At 58.4% G+C, this 5,546-nt stretch carries 1 protein-coding gene and 3 rRNA genes; 3 read left to right on the top strand and 1 reads right to left on the bottom strand.

Features of this window, described 5'->3' with window-relative positions:
• Positions 1–192: hypothetical protein (locus ACTJIY_RS20710; RefSeq protein WP_440675392.1), on the bottom strand; the 192-nt coding region annotated here is incomplete at its 3' end.
• On the opposite strand from ACTJIY_RS20710, the gene ACTJIY_RS20715 reads away from it, so the two are divergent.
• The 3 genes from ACTJIY_RS20715 to rrf all read left to right on the top strand — a co-directional run bounded on the left by ACTJIY_RS20715 (position 192) and on the right by rrf (position 5,518).
• A 16S ribosomal RNA gene (locus ACTJIY_RS20715) occupies positions 192–1,713 on the top strand. The genes ACTJIY_RS20710 and ACTJIY_RS20715 overlap by 1 nt on opposite strands.
• A gap of 486 nt (positions 1,714–2,199) precedes the next feature.
• A 23S ribosomal RNA gene (locus tag ACTJIY_RS20720) occupies positions 2,200–5,307 on the top strand.
• A 94-nt stretch (positions 5,308–5,401) separates the two neighbouring features.
• Positions 5,402–5,518: ribosomal RNA gene (gene rrf, locus ACTJIY_RS20725) — 5S ribosomal RNA — on the top strand.
• Together the 16S, 23S and 5S rRNA genes form the textbook arrangement of a ribosomal RNA operon.
• The last annotated feature ends 28 nt before the right edge of the window (positions 5,519–5,546 follow it).

Raw genomic sequence — 5,546 nt, forward strand, 5'->3', positions numbered from 1 at the left:
TTTTTGTCCCTGTGGCATGGCTGATCGTCTTCGCCCGTCGGGTGGGGTGGTTGGTTGTGTCTGGGATTCCTTTGGTTGATTTCGGAAGATGATGTCATCTTTCGTGTTGATGCCAGTTTTGTGAACCCTGGTGGGTTCGCTTCGTATGGATTGTTCACTGCTGGGTTTGTCCTGGTGGTGGGCGTTGTTCATTTACGGAGAGTTTGATCCTGGCTCAGGACGAACGCTGGCGGCGTGCTTAACACATGCAAGTCGAACGATGATGCCCAGCTTGCTGGGTGGATTAGTGGCGAACGGGTGAGTAACACGTGAGTAACCTGCCCTTGACTTCGGGATAACTCCGGGAAACCGGGGCTAATACCGGATATGAGCCGTCCTCGCATGGGGGTGGTTGGAAAGTTTTTCGGTCAGGGATGGGCTCGCGGCCTATCAGCTTGTTGGTGGGGTGATGGCCTACCAAGGCGACGACGGGTAGCCGGCCTGAGAGGGCGACCGGCCACACTGGGACTGAGACACGGCCCAGACTCCTACGGGAGGCAGCAGTGGGGAATATTGCACAATGGGCGCAAGCCTGATGCAGCGACGCCGCGTGAGGGATGAAGGCCTTCGGGTTGTAAACCTCTTTCAGCAGGGAAGAAGCGCAAGTGACGGTACCTGCAGAAGAAGCGCCGGCTAACTACGTGCCAGCAGCCGCGGTAATACGTAGGGCGCAAGCGTTGTCCGGAATTATTGGGCGTAAAGAGCTCGTAGGCGGTCTGTCGCGTCTGGTGTGAAAACTCGAGGCTCAACCTCGAGCTTGCATCGGGTACGGGCAGACTAGAGTGCGGTAGGGGAGACTGGAATTCCTGGTGTAGCGGTGGAATGCGCAGATATCAGGAGGAACACCGATGGCGAAGGCAGGTCTCTGGGCCGCAACTGACGCTGAGGAGCGAAAGCATGGGGAGCGAACAGGATTAGATACCCTGGTAGTCCATGCCGTAAACGTTGGGCACTAGGTGTGGGGCTCATTCCACGAGTTCCGTGCCGCAGCAAACGCATTAAGTGCCCCGCCTGGGGAGTACGGCCGCAAGGCTAAAACTCAAAGGAATTGACGGGGGCCCGCACAAGCGGCGGAGCATGCGGATTAATTCGATGCAACGCGAAGAACCTTACCAAGGCTTGACATGCACGGGAAGCCACCAGAGATGGTGGTCTCTTTGGACACTCGTGCACAGGTGGTGCATGGTTGTCGTCAGCTCGTGTCGTGAGATGTTGGGTTAAGTCCCGCAACGAGCGCAACCCTCGTCCCATGTTGCCAGCGGGTTATGCCGGGGACTCATGGGAGACTGCCGGGGTCAACTCGGAGGAAGGTGGGGATGACGTCAAATCATCATGCCCCTTATGTCTTGGGCTTCACGCATGCTACAATGGCCGGTACAAAGGGCTGCGATACCGTAAGGTGGAGCGAATCCCAAAAAGCCGGTCTCAGTTCGGATTGGGGTCTGCAACTCGACCCCATGAAGTCGGAGTCGCTAGTAATCGCAGATCAGCAACGCTGCGGTGAATACGTTCCCGGGCCTTGTACACACCGCCCGTCAAGTCACGAAAGTCGGTAACACCCGAAGCCCATGGCCCAACCGTTCGCGGGGGGAGTGGTCGAAGGTGGGACTGGCGATTGGGACTAAGTCGTAACAAGGTAGCCGTACCGGAAGGTGCGGCTGGATCACCTCCTTTCTAAGGAGCTACCAACACTCGCCCGGCCGGCTTTGCTGGTGGGTGGGTTGTTCAGGTGCCACGCCATCGCCGCACGTGTGGTGGGTGGTTGCTCATGGGTGGAACATTGACGAAAGAGCGTCCTGGTCTTCGCTGGTGTCAGTACCTGCCGGCCCGCCAGGCTCTGGTCGTCCCTTCGGGGGTGTCGGGGTCGGGTGTGGTGGTGGTGGAACATCGCTGGTGGGGGGTGGGGGGCTTGTCGAGCACACTGTTGGGTCCTCAGGTCACCGGCCACCGGTTGGTGGGGTGCCTGGTACGGGCCGGTCCTCGGGCCACGAACCGCTGTCCTTGGTCCTCCTTCGTGGAGGGGTGGGGGTGGTAGGCGGGTCTGGTGGGGGTCGGGGTCGTTGGTTGTTTGAGAACTGCACAGTGGACGCGAGCATCTTTGTAAAGATCAAGACACACCTTCGGGTGTGGTTCTTGGTTCTCTGCAGTTTTGTTGTTTTTGTTGAAGTTTTTAAGGGCACAGGGTGGATGCCTTGGCACTAGGAGCCGAAGAAGGACGTGGTAGCCTGCGATAAGCCTCGGGGAGCTGGCAAACGAGCTGTGATCCGAGGGTTTCCGAATGGGGGAACCCCGCACGAGTCATGTCGTGTGACCTGCACCTGAATATATAGGGTGTGTGGAGGGAACGTCGGGAAGTGAAACATCTCAGTACCGACAGGAAGAGATATTCCGTGAGTAGTGGCGAGCGAAAGCGGATTAGGCCAAACCGGGCGCGTGGTAAAGCTGTCAGGCGTTGCGTGTTCGGGGTTGTGGGACCCTTCTGGTGGATCTGACAGTCCGCCGGGGAGTGAGAAAGTCGTGTCATAGTCGAACCGCATTGAAAGGCGGACCATAGACGGTGCGAGTCCGGTAGACGAAATGGCGTGGCCTCCCGAAGGGGATCCCAAGTAGCACGGGGCCCGAGAAATCTCGTGTGAATCTGGCAAGACCACTTGCTAAGCCTAAATACTACCTAGTGACCGATAGCGGACCAGTACCGTGAGGGAAAGGTGAAAAGTACCCCGGGAGGGGAGTGAAATAGTACCTGAAACCGTGTGCCTACAATCCGTTGGAGCCTCCTTGGTTGGGGTGACAGCGTGCCTTTTGAAGAATGAGCCTGCGAGTTAGTGCTCAGTGGCGAGGTTAACCCGTGTGGGGAAGCCGTAGCGAAAGCGAGTCCGAACAGGGCGCCCATAGTCGCTGGGTCTAGACCCGAAGCGAAGTGATCTAGCCATGGGCAGGTTGAAGCGCGGGTAAGACCGCGTGGAGGACCGAACCCACCAGGGTTGAAAACCTGGGGGATGACCTGTGGTTAGGGGTGAAAGGCCAATCAAACTTCGTGATAGCTGGTTCTCCCCGAAATGCATTTAGGTGCAGCGTCACGTGTTTCTTGCCGGAGGTAGAGCTACTGGATGGCCGATGGGCCCTACAAGGTTACTGACGTCAGCCAAACTCCGAATGCCGGTAAGTGGAAGCGTGGCAGTGAGACTGCGGGGGATAAGCTCCGTAGTCGAGAGGGAAACAGCCCAGACCACCGGCTAAGGCCCCTAAGCGTGTGCTAAGTGGGAAAGGATGTGGAGTTGCACAGACAACCAGGAGGTTGGCTTAGAAGCAGCCACCCTTGAAAGAGTGCGTAATAGCTCACTGGTCAAGTGATTCCGCGCCGACAATGTAGCGGGGCTCAAGTACACCGCCGAAGCCGTGGCATCTGCGCTCAACTCAGGCCTTCGTGGTCCAGAGGCGCAGGTGGGTAGGGGAGCGTCGTGTGGGCAGTGAAGCCGCGGGGGAACCCAGTGGTGGAGCCCACACGAGTGAGAATGCAGGCATGAGTAGCGAAAGACGGGTGAGAAACCCGTCCGCCGAATGACCAAGGGTTCCAGGGCCAGGTTAATCCGCCCTGGGTAAGTCGGGACCTAAGGCGAGGCCGACAGGCGTAGTCGATGGACAAGGAGTTGATATTCTCCTACCGGCGAAGAACCGCCCATACCGAGCCCGGTGATGCTAACCGCCCAAACCTGTCCACCGGCCCTTCGGGGCCACCGGACAGGGGCGCGCGGGACCCGAACCGGTAGTAGGTAAGCGTATTAACAGGGGTGACGCAGGAAGGTAGCCCGGCGTGGCGATGGTAGACCACGTCCAAGGCCGTAGGCCGTCTGGTAGGCAAATCCGCCAGACACACAGGCTGAGAGCTGACGGTGAGCGCACAAGCGCGAACTGGGTGATCCTATGCTGCCAAGAAAAGCCTCGGCGCGAGGTTCTAGCCGCCCGTACCCCAAACCGACTCAGGTGGTCAGGTAGAGAATACTAAGGCGATCGAGAGAATCGTGGTTAAGGAACTCGGCAAAATGCCCCCGTAACTTCGGGAGAAGGGGGGCCCGAAGCGTGAACACCCTCGCGGTGGGAGCGTGGACGGCCGCAGAGACCAGGGAGAAGCGACTGTTTACTAAAAACACAGGTCCGTGCGAAGTCGCAAGACGATGTATACGGACTGACGCCTGCCCGGTGCTGGAAGGTTAAGAGGACGGGTCAACCCTTCGGGGTGAAGCTCAGAATTTAAGCCCCAGTAAACGGCGGTGGTAACTATAACCATCCTAAGGTAGCGAAATTCCTTGTCGGGTAAGTTCCGACCTGCACGAATGGCGTAACGACTTCTCCGCTGTCTCAACCGCGAACTCGGCGAAATTGCACTACGAGTAAAGATGCTCGTTACGCGCAGCAGGACGGAAAGACCCCGGGACCTTTACTATAGCTTGGTATTGGTGTTCGGTGCGGCTTGTGTAGGATAGGTGGGAGACTGTGAAGCCCGTACGCCAGTGCGGGTGGAGTCAACGTTGAAATACCACTCTGGCCGCTTCGGATGTCTAACCTCGGTCCGTGATCCGGACCAGGGACAGTGCCTGGTGGGTAGTTTAACTGGGGCGGTTGCCTCCTAAAATGTAACGGAGGCGCTCAAAGGTTCCCTCAGCCTGGTTGGCAATCAGGTGTCGAGTGCAAGTGCACAAGGGAGCTTGACTGTGAGACTGACAGGTCGAGCAGGGACGAAAGTCGGAACTAGTGATCCGGCGGTGGCTTGTGGAAGCGCCGTCGCTCAACGGATAAAAGGTACCCCGGGGATAACAGGCTGATCTTGCCCAAGAGTCCATATCGACGGCATGGTTTGGCACCTCGATGTCGGCTCGTCGCATCCTGGGGCTGGAGTAGGTCCCAAGGGTTGGGCTGTTCGCCCATTAAAGCGGTACGCGAGCTGGGTTTAGAACGTCGTGAGACAGTTCGGTCCCTATCCGCTGCGCGCGCAGGAAACTTGAGAAGGGCTGTCCCTAGTACGAGAGGACCGGGACGGACGAACCTCTGGTGTGCCAGTTGTTCCGCCAGGAGCACCGCTGGTTGGCTACGTTCGGAAGGGATAACCGCTGAAAGCATCTAAGCGGGAAGCCTGCTTCAAGATGAGGTTTCCATACCCTACGGGGTGAGAGGCACCCAGCAGAACACTGGGTCGATAGGCCGGACGTGGAAGCGGGGACGAAAGACCCGTGCAGCTGACCGGTACTAATCAGCCGACAACTTCAACACCAACACACTTTGCTACGCGTCCACTGTGCGGTTCCCGAACCACCAACACCACACCCCCCAAAGGGTGCCCAGGATGTTGACAGGTTCACAGAGTTACGGCGGTCACAGCGAAGGGGAAACGCCCGGTCCCATACCGAACCCGGAAGCTAAGCCCTTCAGCGCCGATGGTACTGCCCTGGAGACGGGGTGGGAGAGTAGGACGCCGCCGGACAACCCTTCACCGAAGGCCCACCCCACAC

The sequence above is a fragment of the Cellulosimicrobium sp. 22598 genome, assembly GCF_052044445.1.
GTDB lineage: Bacteria > Actinomycetota > Actinomycetes > Actinomycetales > Cellulomonadaceae > Cellulosimicrobium > Cellulosimicrobium cellulans_G.